The organism is Paenisporosarcina antarctica (genome assembly GCF_004367585.1).
GTDB lineage: Bacteria > Bacillota > Bacilli > Bacillales_A > Planococcaceae > Paenisporosarcina > Paenisporosarcina antarctica.
This window is the reverse complement of the sequence record NZ_CP038015.1, coordinates 1,393,973-1,409,668: the sequence shown is the minus strand read 5'-3', so window position 1 is coordinate 1,409,668 and position 15,696 is coordinate 1,393,973. Positions and strand designations below refer to the sequence as shown.

The window sequence follows — 15,696 nt, the reverse complement described above, 5'->3', positions numbered from 1 at the left end:
TTAATATTCCTCCCTAAAGCGTTTTGAAATCGCATGAGCTAACCAGTTCATGAGAAGCGTAAAGAGGAATAGTGTAAAACCGACAGCGTATATTGAGTAATATATTGTCGTGCCATATCCTGCATCACCTGTAGCAACTTGAACAATATAAGCAGTCATTGTTTGTATAGAATCTGTCATATCCATATCAAAACGAGGCGTCGAACCACCAGCTAGAGCAACAATCATTGTCTCACCTATTGCACGAGATACTGCGAGTACAATTGAAGCCATAATACCAGACAGTGCAGCTGGTAATACAACTTTCATTGCAACTTCTAATTTAGTTGCGCCTAAAGCTAATGCTCCTTCACGAATTGAATTTGGTACTGATGACATTGCGTCTTCAGAGAGAGAAGCAATCATTGGCAAAATCATGATTCCTACCACAATACCCGGGCTTAATGCATTAAAAATCTTTAACTCAGGTATGAATTGTTGTAACAGTGGTGTAACAAATGTTAAGGCAAAAAAGCCATATACAATTGTAGGTACTCCTGCTAATACTTCAAGAACTGGTTTAATAACACGACGCATATTATCACTTGCATATTCACTTAAGTATATTGCTGATGCTAATCCAATTGGTACTGCAACCACTACAGCAATGAGTGTCACTTTTAGTGTTCCTGCAATTAATGGCAAAATACCATAGCGCGGTTGACTATTTGAGAACGGTAACCATTCTTTACCGAATATAAAGTCTAAGATAGGCACACGCCGGAAGAACTCAAACGTTTCAAAAATTAATGTAAAAACAATACCAAACGTTGTTAACACTGAAATAGAAGCAATCACAAAAAGTATGACGGGAATTGATTTTTCAAACCATTTTTTCCCTTTCTTTCCCTTTTGTATAGCTATCAATTGTTGAACAGACTTTTTGTCTTTTTGTTCATTCAAAGCCATATGAAATCCCCCTTTACTATAGAAATGCACAAAGCGCCATTAAACCAGGCGCCTGGAACAAGACATAGTATTTTAACAAGAGAAGAGAGTAGCACCACTGCTACTCACCTCTCAACCGCATATAATTTGATGATTTATTTTTATCCTTCTAATGCTTTATTTCAATCCTTCTAATGCTTCAAGATCTTCTTTATATTTTTCTTCTGGCAAGCTTACATAGCCAACTGCTTCAGCCATTTCACCAGCATTTTCAAGTGAATATTTCATGAAGTCATAAACCGATTCATTTTCTTTTACTGATGAATTTTTAACATAGACAAACAATGGACGAGATAGTGGTGTATAGTCACCGGATTCGATTGTTTCATTTGTTGGTTCTATGCCGTCGATTGTAACAATGTTCATTGAGTCTTTGTTAGCTAAGTAATACGCATACCCGAAGAATCCGATTGCATTTTTGTCACCTTTTACGCCTTGAACTAATACATTATCATCTTCAGAAAGAGTTGTTGATTTCACAATATCTTCATCTTCAAGAATAATTTCATTAAAGTAATCATACGTACCAGAATCTGTCCCTGGAGAGTAGAATACTACGTCTTCATCAGGCCATTCAGGATTTATGTCAGACCATTTTTTAGTTGTTCCATCTTCTACCCATAATTTTTTCAAGTCTTCAACTGTTAAGTCTTTAGCCCAGTCATTTTCTGAGTTAACAACAATTGATAACCCATCATAAGCAATTTCTAATTCAGTAAAGTCAATGCCTGCTTCTTCAAGTTTAGCCGCTTCCTCTTCTTTAATTGGGCGAGAAGCATTTGAGAAATCTGTTTCACCTGAGATGAATTTTTCAAAACCTCCACCTGTACCAGAAACACCAGCAGTTACTTTTACGTCAGGTTGAACAGCTGAGTATTCTTCAACTAATGCTTCTGTAATTGGAGCTACTGTAGATGAACCATCACCAGATACTGAACCGGATAAACTTTCTGTAGCTTCTCCTGTTTTTTCTGTACCTTCAGTTTCTTCACTACCACAAGCACCTAATATTAGGCTTGTACCAATCATTGCTGACATCATAAAGAATTTCATGTTTTTCATCTGTCTATTTCCCCCTAAGGTTGGTTGTTTTTTGCTTACAACCATTACTATAAAGGTCCTGTGTTAAGGACATATAAACTGAATGTAAAGAGTTTGTAAATACAAAAAACCATGATATGTATTTATATCATGGTTTTAAATTTAATAATTATTCAATTGTATTTTCGGTATCTTCTTCTATTTCGGTTTCCGAGAGTGCTGGTTTAATAGGTATTAATGTAGGAGATTCACTTTGTTCTGCTGTTCCATTTTTCTTTTGTATTTCAAAGTAAGCGTCTACTACTTCACGAGCCAAGATTGTCCCTGTGCTTTCATATTGTCCATTATAATAAGGTGCCCAAGGAATCATAACGGCATAAGCAATTTCTGGATTGTCAAAAGGAGCAAAACCAATATGCGTTGAGTTAATGGTTGCATCCCCTGAATTAACGCGTTCAGGACCAGAGTAAACTACTTGGGCTGTCCCCGTTTTCCCAGCAGCATCGTATGGAGCATCTCCGAAATAAGATTTTGCTGAACCTTGACTACCAAAATAGACACGAGACATCCCTCGTTTAATTTGATCGATTTGAGTTTGAGAGTTATGAATGCGGTTTAATACAGTAGGACTAATTTCAGTAACTAAAGAACCCATTGTCTTTCCATCTGAAGAAGGCTCTCTTATTTCTTTAACCACATGAGGCTTAATTCGATACCCATCATTTGCAATGGTTGATACATATTGGGCCATTTGAAGAGGCGTATATGTATCATATTGTCCAATCGTTAAATCCATCAGATTACCAGGAAGGTCTCCTAGTCCAGTAACCCCTGTGGTTTCACCTGGTAAATCGATACCAGTCTGAACGCCAAGTCCAAATTGTGCATATGAATTCCGTAAAACACTAAATGCGCCAGTATCTATACTCATACTTTGTTCATATTTATAAATTGCGTCAGCCAATCTGAATCCAACTTTAAACATGTAAACGTTTGAAGATTTTTCAATTGCAAGTAAATCACTCATTTGAATTCTAGAAGATCGATTAAAAACGGAACTTTTTGGTATTCCCAATTTCCCGATTTTTATCGGTTCATCAATCATCACTTCATTTAGTTGAATGACCCCTTGATCGTAACCAGTTAATAGAGTGGCAGGTTTAATGATAGAACCTACTTCGTATGCAGTGGTAAATGTTCCATATGCATAGTCATTAATAACTCGTTTTTTAGTCTCTGGATCTTGACCAAATTGTTTTCCTACCATAGAAATTATTTCTCCTGTGTAAGGGTCCATAATAACTACAAAAGCACGATCAAATAAATTTGAACCATTTTGTTGTTTCATTTCTATCATTTTCGCTTCTACTAAACTTTCCATTTTTGCTTGAATCTCACTATCTATCGTTAAAACTAAGTCTTTGCCTGGCTGGCCTTCAAAGACAGATTCTGTTTCCATTACCGTTCCTTTACCATCCGTAATGTTTTTAACAACAGATTTTTGACCTTGTAATATTTCCTCATATTGCTGTTCAATATAACTTCTACCGACACGATCATTTCGTGTGTAATCCCTTGCTAAGAAATAATTAATTTTAGAATTAGGAATCCCTTGCTTAGGTGATGTAGTACGACCTAATATAGCCAGAGACGACTTAGGAACTCGAACCCAATCGGTCGTGGTGTTAACGCCAATCATCTCACCTAGATGTTCTGAAACGCGTGCAAACTCTTCAGGAGTTACATCATCACTTTTAATAATTTGAGGTGAAAGAGCATAACCAGAAGCCATTTCTCTGTAAATCGCTAGAACTTCAAGTTGTTGTTCTGTTAATCCTTCAAGTTCCTTTTCGGTAATTCTCTCTCTTACCAGTCTATCAATTTGACTTTGAATGTCACCTGCAGATAATGTTTCATCTGCTACCATTTTGTCTATCTCTTTTTTTGACACCTTATCATCGGCTTCTTCTTTATGTAAACTAATCCAATGATCTTGCCTATCTCTTAATGTTACATCGCCAGGTTCCTTTTTAATCATAGTCGCTAACTTTTCAGCGATTGTCATCATTTCCTGTTGTTTGGTCGTTTGTAACTTCGTATAAGTAATCGCATTTTGAGGTTCATTATCTACTAAAACACGACCAACACTATCATAAATTCGTCCCCTAGGAACACTCGTATTGACAGGAACTTCTTCCGTTCGTTCTAAAATACGAACAAAATTTTCTCCTTTGACAATTTGTAAGAATCCGAGGCGTAATATGAGGATAGAGAATAACAAAAAGATGGAGAAAAAGAGGATATTCATACGAAATGCTACACTAGCGCGCTGTTTGGCTTTAGGACTTGCGGCTCTTTTTTTGGATGAATTGCGCACTACAGCAACCCCTTTCTTTCTGTAATGTAGTATATCATTTTGCACAAAAAAACACACACTCATTTGACGACATAAGTGTGTGTTTTGTTTCACATTTCAGCGTTATTTTGCAGCTTCAAAGCGTTTTGAAACTTCATCCCAATTTACTACATTCCAGAAAGCGCCGATGTACTCAGGACGACGGTTTTGATAGTTTAGATAGTAAGCATGCTCCCAAACATCTAAACCAAGCAAAGGTGTGTTACCTTCCATAATAGGCGAATCTTGGTTTGCAGTAGAAGTTAGTGCTAATTCACCATTGTTTAGTGATAACCAAGCCCAACCAGAACCAAAGCGAGTTGTAGCAGCTTTTGCAAACTCTTCTTTAAATGCATCAAAACTACCAAATTTAGTATCAATTGCTTCAGCTAATGCGCCAGATGGGTTTCCACCACCGGTAGCAGATAGCAATTCCCAAAATAATGAGTGATTGGCATGTCCTCCACCGTTATTGCGAACTGCTGTACGAGCAGATTCAGGAACTGCGTCTAAGTTTGCAATTAATTCTTCAACTGACTTACTAAGAAGTTCATCGTGACCTGCAAGAGCGTTGTTCAAGTTAGTTACATACGCATTGTGGTGTTTCGAGTGGTGAATGTTCATTGTCTCTTTGTCAATATGTGGTTCAAGTGCGTCATACGCGTAAGGTAATTGTGGTAATTCATAAGCCATTTGTATTTTCCTCCTAAAGGATATCATTATTAGATTTTACATCTAATAGCGTATCAAACTTAGTTCTTTCCTACAAATATTAACAACCCAATTTGGTGAATTCAGTCTTTAGTCTGAATTCTACACAACAAAAAAGAAAATCACAATCATCACAATTTGTACAATTCCCTTTGTAATGACTGATGTTAAAAATCCAATTACTGAGCCAAAACCAATTTTAATTGCTTGTTTAATAGATGTACGTGTTATTAGTAACTCAGCAATAAAAGCACCTATAAATGGTCCAATAATTATTCCTACAAAAGGGATAACAAAAGGTCCTATTAATAATCCAATAGTACTTCCCCAAAGTCCAGCTTTACTTCCACCAAATTTTTTGACTCCAAATGCATTTGCCATCATGTCAGCACCAAAAAGTAATCCGACAAAAAGCAATTCAATTAACCAGAACCACCAAGGTAATTCAGCAAATGAGAAGAATACACCATATAGTAAAAATCCACCTAATATAAAGATGACTGATGGAATAATTGGATAAATTAGTCCAACAAATCCAATGATAAAACAGACAATAATTAAACTCCAAGCAATATACTCCATGTTCTTCCTCCAAAAAAAAATCTCCTCTTTATCGTGCCTTACATCCATCAAGATGTAAAGCACTAGAGGAGATATTAATTATTATGCTCTTTTCCCTAATACCGCTTCAGCAATATTTACAGCGTGATCACCGACACGCTCTAAATTGCTCACTATATCAACAAAGACAATACCTGCTTGAGGAGAACATTTCCCCTCATTCAGACGCAAAATATGCTTCTTGCGGAATTTACGTTCCATTTTATCGATTAAATCTTCTTGCTCAGCTACTTCACGCGCTAGTTCTTGACTGTTCATGTCTAAAGATTCTAATGCTTTTTTAACAGTTTCAATTGTTAATGTAAACATCTCAGTTAAATCTTCCATCGCATCATCTGTTAATTTAAGACGATTTACTTGTTGGTAGTCAATCAATTCAATAATATTTTCGAAGTGGTCACCAACTCGTTCGATATCGCGAACTGTTTCCATTAGCATAATGTGTCGTGTTGAATCTGCATTCGAAATTGATTCAGCCGATATTTTCACTAAGTAATCCGTGATTTTGTGATCTAAATTATTAATCGCATCTTCCAGTTGGTATCCTGTTTCAGCGTTTTTTTTGTTTTTTGTTTTTAAATACTCAAACGTTTCTTGCAAACCTTGAACACTAAAGGCGCCCATACGTAAAACTTCTTCTTTCGCTTGTCCAATTGCAATAGATGGAGCTGTTTGGATAAAATGTGGATCTAAATGTTTCGGTTTAAACTCAATCGTTACTTCTTCACCTGGAATGAATTTAGTAACTAAGTATGCCCAAAAACCAATTAATGGGAATTGTATAATTGTGTTTGTTACATTAAACGTTCCGTGTGCAAATGCAATTTGCATTTTTGGTTCTAATCCTAAAACTGCTGATAACCATTCTACATACATAGTGAAAGGTCCTAGTATAATGATGAAAATAACAGATCCTACTATGTTAAACAAGACATGAGTTGCTGCTGCACGACGAGCTGCAATTGAAGCACCAATAGATGCAAGGACTGCGGTAATCGTTGTCCCGATATTATCACCGAAAAGAACTGGTAGGGCCGCATCTAAGTTCAATATATTTTCTGCATATAATCCTTGAAGAATTCCTACTGTTGCACTTGAACTTTGCACAATTAATGTAAACACAGTTCCGACGACAACACCTAAAATGGAATGATCACTCATACTTATGGTTAAATCAAGAAATGCAGGTAATTCACGTAGTGGTTTCATTCCTCCACTCATAAGCTCCATCCCTAAGAATAAACCACCAAAACCGAAGATAACCTCGCCTATGTTTTGAATATGATTTTTCTTAACGAAGAAAATTAGGAATGCACCAAGTGCCATAATTGGTAATGCGGCTTCTCCTACATCAAACCCAATAATAAATGCGGTTACTGTTGTTCCAATGTTAGCTCCCATAATAACTCCGATTGCTTGACGAAGTGTCATAAACCCTGCACTAACCAACCCAACCGTGATTACAGTAGTCCCTGAACTTGATTGAATCAGAACAGTCACAATAATCCCTACTAACACTCCCATGAACGGGTTTGTTGTAAAGCGATCTAAAATATTTCTTAAGCGATCGCCTGCTGCTTTTTGTAAACCGTCACCCATGTATTTGATTGAAAATAAGAAGATCCCTAGACCTCCAATAAATTGAAACAGCATTTCCTGCCAATTAATTTCCACGATTTAACTTCAACTCCTATTTCGACAATTATCAACAATCTCCATTATGAATACTTCAACAAGGTATTGTAAAGACTCTACACATAAAATTTACAATAACTTAATATTCGAGATAACTTTGTTCTTATTTTCATCAATATTTTTTCTAAACTTCCTATGAGAAAGTAGTATGATAGATATAAGGAGTGGTTATCGTGTCTTTAATTCAAATTTTTATTGCTTCTATTACTAATCCAAAAAAAATTGCAGCTTTTCGTCTTTTACCGATTGGTAAAGTACTTCAATATGTATTTTTATTTGTAACTATTCTATCTGTCCTATCATTTATCAACTTTACCACGGGATTTAGAGAAAATTCTTCTTCGATTGAAGGTTTACTCGATCACGTAGAAGATATTGAGTGGATTATTTATCCTTTCGCCTTTATCATTCAATTCATTATGACGACACTTCTACTGTTTATTCGTATAAGTTTAGTCGCTTTTGGTGGAATGTTTATCCTAAAGCTACTTAATCGACGGGGAGATTACAGACATGTTTGGCGTTCTACTGCATTTGCTTACACAACTCCTACCATCATATCTCTGGTATTCCTATATACCGGTTTGACAGATGGTTGGATTACTATTATTGCAACTTTAATTTGTATATTCTATTTAGGCCTTGCACTAAAATATTACCCTCAAAAATAAAGTATACTCCCTCTTCATTCAGCATAGGTTGAATAAAGGGGGATTTTTATTATGCGCATAATTGGACTAGCGATCTTAATATTAGTATGTTCTTACATTATAAAAATGGATCTTCTTGATGGGACAATCTCACTCGCTGCATTCTCTCAAACTGAGCAAGAATGTATAAAGGAGAATAAATACGAAATATTCCCTGTTCAAACAATTGAAGACGATACGATACTATCATTGTTTGGTGTATATCCATCAGAAGTATGGGTAAGCTTCCCTGATCGGTTAGAAGCTTTCTATCAAGAGAACCCTCATTTACGTAATCAACAAATTCAAGCTGGTGAATTTGTTAACGTTCCAATTTACAAAGACACACAAATATCTTGTTCATAAACACAAAGTAACGTTTCTTATTGTCATTTCCTTTTCATCACTGCTAAAATAAAGAGTAGTGAAGGCTTTGAGCCCCAAAAGGAGAGAATTTTTATGAGTGAAATTATTCACCGTTCCAAAACTCGCCAGGTTCGTGTTGGCGATTTAACCATTGGTGGTAGCAATGAATTATTCATACAAAGTATGACCACAACAAAAACACATGATGTTGAAGCAACCGTTGCAGAAATTCTGCGTTTAGAAGAAGCAGGTTGTCAAATTGTTCGTGTGGCTTGCCCTGATGATCGAGCTGCTGATGCTATTGCTGAAATTAAAAAACGTATTAATATTCCACTAGTTGTGGATATTCATTTTGATTATAAATTAGCATTGAAAGCGATTGAAAATGGTGCCGATAAAATTCGTATTAATCCAGGTAACATCGGTCGTCGTGAAAAAGTAGAAGCTGTCGTCAATGCGGCAAAAGCAAAAGGTATCCCAATTCGTATTGGAGTTAACGCAGGTTCACTTGAACGTAAAATCATCGAAAAATATGGCTATCCAACTGCAGACGGCATGGTTGAAAGCGCACTACATCATATTAAAATATTAGAAGACTTAGATTTCCACGATATTATCGTTTCTTTAAAAGCCTCAGATGTTAGTTTGGCAATCGAAGCGTATGTTAAAGCATCACAAGCATTCGATTACCCACTTCATCTTGGAATAACAGAATCTGGAACTTTGGTTAATGGTTCAATCAAAAGTGCCGCGGGACTTGGTGCTTTGTTAAGTCATGGAATAGGAAATACACTCAGAGTATCTTTAAGTGCTGATCCTGTTGAAGAAGTAAAAGTTGCAAGAGAAATGTTAAAGGTATTCGGTCTTTCGTCTAATGCAGCTACTTTAATTTCTTGTCCAACTTGTGGACGTATTGAAATTGATTTGATAACAATTGCTAATGAAGTAGAAGATTATATTTCAACTATTAAGGCACCTATCAAAGTCGCGGTGCTTGGTTGTGCAGTAAATGGTCCTGGAGAAGCACGAGAAGCCGATATAGGAATTGCTGGGGCTCGTGGAGAAGGTTTACTCTTTATGCACGGAAAAACCGTTCGTAAAGTACCTGAAGCAACAATGGTTGATGAGTTAAAGAAAGAAATAGATATAATCGCACAAGAATACTATGATAAACAAGCATTAGAGAAAGAAGCTCTAGAAAATTAGGTATAAAAAGGAATGGTCATATGTCAAACTACCGATTTGGAATTGATATTGATGGGACCGTCACCTGTCCTACTTCTCTATTGCCACACATTAATAAAGCTTTTTCTTGTAATTTAGTACTGGATGATATTAAAGAATATGATTTAACGAAAGCTTTTCCAGTCTCTGCAGAGGATTTTTACAAATGGTTTAAAATAGCTGAACCAGAGATTTATGCTACTTCCCCAATTCAAGCCGATGCACATGCCATTTTGACGAAATGGAAAAAAGAACATGAAATATATTTCATTTCAGCACGTGGTGATAATGTGCGGGATGTGACGTTACAATGGTTTATTGAACAAAACATCCAATACGATCACATCGAATTGATTGGGACACATAATAAGATTCAAACGGTGAAAAACCATGCCATTGATATCTTCTTTGAAGATAAGCATGATAATGCAGTTAGTATTGCTGAAGAGTTAAACATTCCTGTTTTGTTATTTAATACACCCTATAATCAACAACCAGTTCCTAATCGTGTTATACGAGTGAATAACTGGCTGGAAGCAGATGCATGGATACAATATTCATTCTTATCAAAAAAAACGTGAGGCATATGCCTCACGCTTTTTTTATTGACAATCAGGACATTTTCCGTAAATTTCAAACTTATGGCTATCGATTTGATAGTTTGGAATCGATTCTTCGAGCATATCCATTGGACATACATGAATTTCTTTAATTTTGCCACAAGCCATGCATATGAAATGATGGTGATGATGGTCTGTTTCACATTGCAGTCGGAAATGTCGTTCCCCTGATAACTCGGTTTCTTCTAATATACCAAGCTCAACAAATGTACTTAAGTTTCGATAAATTGTGTCATAACTCATTCCTGGGTATTCTTTCTTCATCACATCAAGTAAGTTTCGAGCGGTTAAATAACGATCATTATCACTAAACAAATCTAATATTTGTTCGCGTTTACCTGTTTTTTTGTAACCTCTATCTTTTAAAAGGTCCCAAGCCTTCGTAATATTCATACGAGACGTCCCCTTTCATCCTTCGTTACCACGCTTAACCAAATCTTTTTACCAATTAGTACAAGTAGTAATATGACGATAGATGTCATGACAATTGTCCCACCTGGTGCAATATTTAAGTAGAAAGCAGTAACAAGACCAATAATTACAGCGGCTTCACCAAACAAAACAGCATATAAAATTGCTTGTTTAAAGCCTTTAGCAAGACGTATGCTTGTGGCTACGGGCAATGTCATTAAGGATGATACGAGTAGAATGCCTACGATTCGCATACTAGCTGCAATAACGAGTGCGGTGACAATCATAAACAAAAGATGTACCCACTTTGCAGGGAGTCCTGATGCTTTAGCATACTCTTCGTCAAACGATAATAAGAATAACTCTTTATAAAACAACAGTAAAAAGACTACTACTATAAAAGCAATTACCACTACAATCCATAAATCTTGACGACTTACAGCTGATACGGAACCGAATAAGTAACCGAATAAATCTGAACTAAAGCCATTTGCTAACGAAATAAAAATGGCGCTGAATCCAATACCTGCTGACATAATAATAGGAATTGAAAGCTCTTCGTAATGCTTGTATAAACGACGTAGTCTTTCGATTAACACTGAGCCAGTTACTGCAGCAAAAATACCTAGATATAAGGGATTAAGAAAAGCAAAAAATGCTATGGTTTGACTTAAATATAAACTACCTGCAATTCCAGCTAAAGTAACATGGCTCAATGCATCAGCAATTAGTGACAATCTCCTGACGACAATAAATACACCTAGCAATGGGGCAATCAGACCAATGATGATGCCTGAAGCAAATGCATTCTGTAAAAATTCATAGTTTAATAATGCGGCAATCATTGAGTTCCCTCACTTTTAGCATGATGATGGATTTTCCGTACAGAATGACCATACCACGCTTGTCTATCTTCATCACTTAGTTGGTTAAAGTCATTTTTAAAGCCGTGGAAATGTATGGTTTGATTCAAACATGCTACATGACTAATACGGCTCGATACGGTATCAACATCATGTGTTACAAGAATAATTGTAAGATGTTGTTCACGATTTAACTCGGCAAGCATATTATAAAACGATTGTACATGTTGATGATCAATTCCGACGGTAGGTTCATCTAAAATTAAACATTTTGGGTCAGCGACTAGAGCACGAGCGATAAAAATACGTTGTTGTTGACCACCTGACAACTCTCCGATGGATTGGTTCATAAAATCAACCATTCCAACAGATTGTAACGCTTTTTCTATACTTTTTGCCGCGTTCTTTGGATATTTTTTAAACAGTCCAGTTTTTTTCACAAGACCACTTGCAACAACTTCGTACACAGTCGCTGGAAAGCCAGAATTAAACGCATTAGATTTTTGAGAAACATAACCAAGCCATTCTCTTTTTTTGAAGTTTCGACTGTCTTCGCCAAATAAATTAATATTACCTGAGGATGGTTTTAACAGCCCTAAAATAATTTTTAATAAAGTAGATTTTCCTGAACCATTTGGTCCTAAAACAGCTAAGAAATCACCTTGTTTAACTTGTAAAGAAATATTTTTCAATACGATTGTCTGATCGTATTGAAATGACACATTGTGTAGTTCAATATCATATGGCGCATTCATCAAGCTCGCCTCTTTCTAATCCATAATCATTACGATTTACAATAAGTTAGTATAACGAATAATTAGCTAGAAGTAAACTCTATTATCTCGGAAGGATGAAGTATTGGATATTTGGGAACTAATTCAAGCAACAAAAGATAAAACAGATGATGAAATCTCTAAGATGACTAGTACAATGCCTGTTAATTTATCACCAAAAGAAGTGAAATTAGTTCGCCCCATCTTTGATAAAGCATCAATTCAATGGTTGTTATTAGGACCTCCTGCACATGTCCATAAACAATTAGCGGGGATTCTAGGAACAAAACGAACCAAAAATCTTTTCCAATATTTTGGTCTATAAAAAGAGACCCAAGCAGCAAACTGCTTGAATCTCATATAAATCACGACCGTAAATTATCAATGTTATCTGGCATAAATATTTGTTCTTTAAACATACCAATTTCGTGCAAATATGGTGACTTTTTGTTTTTAGCATCCATCCCTACATAGGGTGTTTCTAAAATTTTAGGAACATTTTCCAATTGCGGATGATGCACAATTTTATTAAGTGTGTAAAAACCAATTTCACCAAAACCAATATTTTCATGACGGTCTTTACCTGCTCCACGAATATTTTTACTGTCATTAATATGAAGAACTTTTAAACGATTTATACCAATTAATTGATCGAATTGATTTAGTACACTATCAAAATCTTCGACGATATTATAACCTGCATCATGTATATGACATGTATCAAGACAAACAGAAAGTCGTTCATTATGAGTTACGCCATTGATGATTTGTGCAAGTTCTTCAAACGAACGACCACATTCAGTCCCTTTACCTGCCATTGTTTCCAAAGCAATTTGTACTGGGAAATCTTGTGAAAGTACTTCATTTAAACCTTCAATGATTTTTTCAATGCCTTTATCTGTTCCAGCACCAACGTGAGCACCTGGGTGTAAGACAATTTGTTTTGCTCCTAATGCAGCTGTACGTTCAATTTCTTTTTGTAAAAAATCAACGCCCAGTGCAAATGTTTCAGGTTTGAGCGAGTTACCGATGTTGATGATATATGGTGCATGAACCACTATATTAGACATACCATGCGTCTTCATATGTGCATGGCCAGCTTCTATATTCAGATCTTCAATCGGTTTACGTCGTGTATTTTGCGGAGCTCCCGTATAAATCATGAAAGTAGTCGCTCCATAAGATGCAGCTTCTTCACTTGCAGCAAGTAACATGTTTTTTCCACTCATCGAAACATGTGAACCTAATAACATGACAAAAAACCCCCTTACTTTCTACGGTTTTTCATACGGCGTTCTCTCTTTTTAATTGCTTCCATTTCCCATCTCATATTACGTTTATAACCAGGTTTCACTTTTTTAGGTTTACGGACCAATGCTTTTGCTTTTATATCAATTTCACTTGCACTGCTCTTTTTGCGATTTTCACGTGTGTGTCGTTCTTTTAATTCTGACCACTCACCATCTTTAACATCTACATGAACAAATGGAATTCCCATTTTTTCGATTCGATTAATCGCGTCTTCATCGGTTGGTTCATATAATGTAATAGCAGTGCCTTTTAATCCAGCACGAGCAGTACGTCCAACTCGATGTATAAAGAACTCCAAGTCTTCTGGAAGCTCAAAGTTAATCACGTGACTAATGCCTTGAATATCAATTCCACGTGAAGCAAGATCCGTAGCTACAATATACTGATACTCAAGGTCGCGCACTTGTTTCATCATACGTGTTCGTTCACGTGGTGCTAAATCTCCATGAATACGACCAACACGGTAACCTGCTTCAGCTAAATAATTAGCAACGTCATCTGCATTTTTACGAGTGTTCGTAAAAATGATGGCTAAGTAAGGATTAATTCCTTCCATCACTTCTAATAAACGTTTCTTTTTAGATTTACTACGAACAGGTACTAAATTAAAAACAATCCCCTCAGCTGCAGGACGTTTTTCACCAATGTGAATGTGAACAGGTGATTCCATGTATTTCTTCAAGAATGGCTGTAAACGTTCTGGAATGGTAGCAGAAAACACGAACATTTCAAGTGAACTTGGCATTTTTCCTGCAAACGCATCGATTTCTTCTATAAATCCTAAATCAAAAGCAAGATCGGCCTCATCCACTACTAATAATGATGCAGTGTGAACAAGTAATGCATTTTCTTGCACTAAGTCACGAATTCGACCAGGTGTTCCTACCACGATATGTGGTTGTGTTTTTAACTTATCGATTGAACGCTGTTTATCAGTTCCACCAATAAACAATTTTGATTGAATTTCTGTACCTTCAATCAACTTGTTAAGTTCTTCAAAGATTTGTGAAGCAAGTTCACGTGTTGGAGATGTAATAACGGCTTGTAATTCAGATTTGTCAGCTTGTAAACGTTCAACAATCGGAATTAAAAAACTATGCGTTTTCCCTGTACCCGTATGTGCTTGGCCAATCACACTTTTCCCTTTTAATATTAAAGGAATTATTTCTTTTTGAATGGGTGTTGGTTCTGTAAAACCTAATTTACTAATGGCATTGTGTAAAAATGGTTGGAAATCATAATCACTATATTTGGACATTTTTGCCCCTCCTTACGTTCTTTACATTATATCATGTTTCGTCTATTTTAAAGACCATCAGCTTATCATAGATGTTGAATGCCCCTTGAGTCAATTAACTATTTATTTTGAAAGGAGGATTTTATGCGTTACCAATCTTTTTACCCTTTTTCACAATCACAAATTCCACAAATCCCAAATGTACCACAGCCACCTCCTACGCTCCAAAATGGCTTTCTTAACAGCCTATTAGGTTTAGGAGGGAATAGGACTCCGGCACAAGCGCCTAATCGCTTTCCTGGTGGCACTTCTCAAATTCCGTTTGGACTAGGAAATACAGGTATACCACAAGGATCTAATCCTTTTTCTGGTGGACCTTCTCAAAATCCCTTTAGTGGAGGAAATCCTGGCAATCCTGGTATACCACAAGGTAATCGTATGGAACAATATTTACAAACTGCTGACCGTTTCTTATCGACAGCACAACAACTAACACCTATGGTTCAGAAAGTAACACCAATGGTACAAAATCTTCCCGCATTATGGAAAATATATCGAGGTTTTCAAAATATGCCCGATGCTACAAATCTTGGAGGTGCTACTCGTGCAGCTACCACAGCAGCCACAGCTGCCACAGCTGTTTCTCGATCAAGTGGACTTTCCCAGCCACGGATTTTTCAGCCTCCTTTCTGATTTTTGAATTCAGCACTTCTCTCAGTTATAATAGATAATGACAACTTTCGAGAGGAGTG

17 protein-coding genes are annotated in these 15,696 nt (G+C 36.3%); 6 read left to right on the top strand and 11 right to left on the bottom strand.

Annotation, left to right across the window (positions count from 1 at the left end; all coding sequences use genetic code 11):
• From pstC to E2636_RS07055, 6 genes are all read right to left on the bottom strand, one after another.
• Entirely contained in the window at positions 1-948 is a 948-nt protein-coding gene (pstC, locus tag E2636_RS07080; protein ID WP_134209572.1) for a phosphate ABC transporter permease subunit PstC, read from the bottom strand.
• A 156-nt stretch (positions 949-1,104) separates the two neighbouring features.
• Positions 1,105-2,049, bottom strand: a complete 945-nt coding sequence (locus E2636_RS07075; RefSeq protein WP_134209571.1) for a PstS family phosphate ABC transporter substrate-binding protein — start codon at positions 2,047-2,049, stop codon at positions 1,105-1,107.
• A 148-nt stretch (positions 2,050-2,197) separates the two neighbouring features.
• On the bottom strand, positions 2,198-4,405 hold the full coding sequence (locus E2636_RS07070) for a peptidoglycan D,D-transpeptidase FtsI family protein (protein WP_134209570.1): 2,208 nt from the start codon (positions 4,403-4,405) through the stop codon (positions 2,198-2,200).
• Positions 4,406-4,507: 102 nt separating this feature from the next.
• Positions 4,508-5,116, bottom strand: a complete 609-nt coding sequence (locus E2636_RS07065) for a superoxide dismutase (protein WP_017380108.1) — start codon at positions 5,114-5,116, stop codon at positions 4,508-4,510.
• A 120-nt stretch (positions 5,117-5,236) separates the two neighbouring features.
• Positions 5,237-5,716, bottom strand: a complete 480-nt coding sequence (locus tag E2636_RS07060) for a DUF456 domain-containing protein (RefSeq protein ID WP_134209569.1) — start codon at positions 5,714-5,716, stop codon at positions 5,237-5,239.
• Positions 5,717-5,797: 81 nt separating this feature from the next.
• Positions 5,798-7,429, bottom strand: a complete 1,632-nt coding sequence (locus E2636_RS07055) for a Na/Pi cotransporter family protein (RefSeq protein WP_134209568.1) — start codon at positions 7,427-7,429, stop codon at positions 5,798-5,800.
• 194 nt (positions 7,430-7,623) lie between these two features.
• On the opposite strand from E2636_RS07055, the gene E2636_RS07050 reads away from it, so the two are divergent.
• The 4 genes from E2636_RS07050 (at position 7,624) to E2636_RS07035 (ending at position 10,310) form a co-directional block, all read left to right on the top strand.
• The gene (locus E2636_RS07050) at positions 7,624-8,121 is read left to right on the top strand and encodes a DUF1189 family protein (protein ID WP_134209567.1); all 498 of its coding nucleotides are present in this window, start codon (positions 7,624-7,626) and stop codon (positions 8,119-8,121) included.
• A gap of 51 nt (positions 8,122-8,172) precedes the next feature.
• Positions 8,173-8,505 (top strand): hypothetical protein, encoded by a 333-nt coding sequence (locus E2636_RS07045; protein WP_134209566.1) that lies wholly within the window; start codon positions 8,173-8,175, stop codon positions 8,503-8,505.
• 93 nt (positions 8,506-8,598) lie between these two features.
• The gene (gene ispG / locus E2636_RS07040; RefSeq protein WP_134209565.1) at positions 8,599-9,711 is read left to right on the top strand and encodes a flavodoxin-dependent (E)-4-hydroxy-3-methylbut-2-enyl-diphosphate synthase; all 1,113 of its coding nucleotides are present in this window, start codon (positions 8,599-8,601) and stop codon (positions 9,709-9,711) included.
• Between the two features lie 20 nt (positions 9,712-9,731).
• Positions 9,732-10,310: a hypothetical protein gene (locus E2636_RS07035; RefSeq protein WP_134209564.1), complete on the top strand. Its 579-nt coding sequence runs from the start codon at positions 9,732-9,734 to the stop codon at positions 10,308-10,310.
• Between the two features lie 21 nt (positions 10,311-10,331).
• On the opposite strand, the gene E2636_RS07030 is transcribed toward E2636_RS07035, so the two are convergent.
• From E2636_RS07030 to E2636_RS07020, 3 genes are read right to left on the bottom strand one after another with little or no spacing between them, the layout of a single operon-like run.
• Complete coding sequence (locus E2636_RS07030) at positions 10,332-10,742, bottom strand: Fur family transcriptional regulator (RefSeq protein WP_134209563.1); 411 nt, start codon at positions 10,740-10,742, stop codon at positions 10,332-10,334.
• Positions 10,739-11,605, bottom strand: coding sequence for a metal ABC transporter permease (locus E2636_RS07025; protein WP_134209562.1), 867 nt, complete (start codon positions 11,603-11,605; stop codon positions 10,739-10,741). Before E2636_RS07025 ends, E2636_RS07030 begins: the two co-directional genes overlap by 4 nt.
• Positions 11,602-12,378 (bottom strand): metal ABC transporter ATP-binding protein, encoded by a 777-nt coding sequence (locus E2636_RS07020; RefSeq protein WP_134209561.1) that lies wholly within the window; start codon positions 12,376-12,378, stop codon positions 11,602-11,604. The genes E2636_RS07025 and E2636_RS07020 overlap by 4 nt, the downstream gene beginning before the upstream one ends.
• Positions 12,379-12,481: 103 nt before the next feature.
• Between E2636_RS07020 and E2636_RS07015 the strand changes: the two genes are divergently transcribed.
• On the top strand, positions 12,482-12,721 hold the full coding sequence (locus tag E2636_RS07015; protein WP_134209560.1) for a hypothetical protein: 240 nt from the start codon (positions 12,482-12,484) through the stop codon (positions 12,719-12,721).
• Between the two features lie 40 nt (positions 12,722-12,761).
• On the opposite strand, the gene E2636_RS07010 is transcribed toward E2636_RS07015, so the two are convergent.
• Together E2636_RS07010 and E2636_RS07005 are read right to left on the bottom strand one after the other, a co-directional pair.
• Entirely contained in the window at positions 12,762-13,649 is an 888-nt protein-coding gene (locus E2636_RS07010; protein WP_134209559.1) for a deoxyribonuclease IV, read from the bottom strand.
• A 14-nt stretch (positions 13,650-13,663) separates the two neighbouring features.
• Entirely contained in the window at positions 13,664-14,965 is a 1,302-nt protein-coding gene (locus E2636_RS07005) for a DEAD/DEAH box helicase (protein WP_134209558.1), read from the bottom strand.
• A 123-nt stretch (positions 14,966-15,088) separates the two neighbouring features.
• Between E2636_RS07005 and vrrA the strand changes: the two genes are divergently transcribed.
• The gene (gene vrrA / locus E2636_RS07000; protein WP_134209557.1) at positions 15,089-15,637 is read left to right on the top strand and encodes a VrrA/YqfQ family protein; all 549 of its coding nucleotides are present in this window, start codon (positions 15,089-15,091) and stop codon (positions 15,635-15,637) included.
• The last annotated feature ends 59 nt before the right edge of the window (positions 15,638-15,696 follow it).

Coding starts and splice junctions, on each gene's coding strand:
- E2636_RS07020 (WP_134209561.1), bottom strand. CDS start 12,378: ATGAATGCGCCATATGATATTGAACTACACAATGTGTCATTTCAATAC.
- E2636_RS07060 (WP_134209569.1), bottom strand. CDS start 5,716: ATGGAGTATATTGCTTGGAGTTTAATTATTGTCTGTTTTATCATTGGA.
- E2636_RS07075 (WP_134209571.1), bottom strand. CDS start 2,049: ATGAAAAACATGAAATTCTTTATGATGTCAGCAATGATTGGTACAAGC.
- E2636_RS07030 (WP_134209563.1), bottom strand. CDS start 10,742: ATGAATATTACGAAGGCTTGGGACCTTTTAAAAGATAGAGGTTACAAA.
- E2636_RS07005 (WP_134209558.1), bottom strand. CDS start 14,965: ATGTCCAAATATAGTGATTATGATTTCCAACCATTTTTACACAATGCC.
- ispG (WP_134209565.1), top strand. CDS start 8,599: ATGAGTGAAATTATTCACCGTTCCAAAACTCGCCAGGTTCGTGTTGGC.
- E2636_RS07035 (WP_134209564.1), top strand. CDS start 9,732: ATGTCAAACTACCGATTTGGAATTGATATTGATGGGACCGTCACCTGT.
- E2636_RS07045 (WP_134209566.1), top strand. CDS start 8,173: ATGCGCATAATTGGACTAGCGATCTTAATATTAGTATGTTCTTACATT.
- E2636_RS07025 (WP_134209562.1), bottom strand. CDS start 11,605: ATGATTGCCGCATTATTAAACTATGAATTTTTACAGAATGCATTTGCT.
- E2636_RS07065 (WP_017380108.1), bottom strand. CDS start 5,116: ATGGCTTATGAATTACCACAATTACCTTACGCGTATGACGCACTTGAA.
- vrrA (WP_134209557.1), top strand. CDS start 15,089: ATGCGTTACCAATCTTTTTACCCTTTTTCACAATCACAAATTCCACAA.
- E2636_RS07010 (WP_134209559.1), bottom strand. CDS start 13,649: ATGTTATTAGGTTCACATGTTTCGATGAGTGGAAAAAACATGTTACTT.
- pstC (WP_134209572.1), bottom strand. CDS start 948: ATGGCTTTGAATGAACAAAAAGACAAAAAGTCTGTTCAACAATTGATA.